Annotated in this window: 1 protein-coding gene; it reads left to right on the top strand. The window is 72.5% G+C overall.

The features are described from left to right. The coding region (locus tag UK82_RS33375; protein WP_173667374.1) for a WD40 repeat domain-containing protein at nt 1-309 on the top strand (309 nt) is incomplete at both ends.

The following is a 309-nucleotide window of genomic DNA, read 5'->3' as shown; positions in this document are numbered from 1 at the left end:
CGCCTGGAGCCCCGATGGCACCCGCATCCTCACCACCAGCACCGACCGCACCGCCGGGGTCCGGGACGCCACCACCGGCCACCTCCAGTGCACCCTCACCGGCCACACTCAGACGGTCACGGGCGGCGCGTGGAGTCCCGATGGCACCCGCATCCTCACCACCAGCACCGATTGCACCGCAGGGATCTGGGACGCCACCACCGGCCACCTCCAGTGCACCCTCACCGGCCACACTCAGACGGTCACGGGCGGCGCGTGGAGTCCCGACGCCACCCGCATCCTCACCACCAGCACCGACAGCACCGCGCG

The organism is Frankia sp. ACN1ag (assembly GCF_001414035.1).
Classification (GTDB): domain Bacteria; phylum Actinomycetota; class Actinomycetes; order Frankiales; family Frankiaceae; genus Frankia; species Frankia torreyi.
This window is presented reverse-complemented; position numbering and strand designations above follow the sequence as displayed.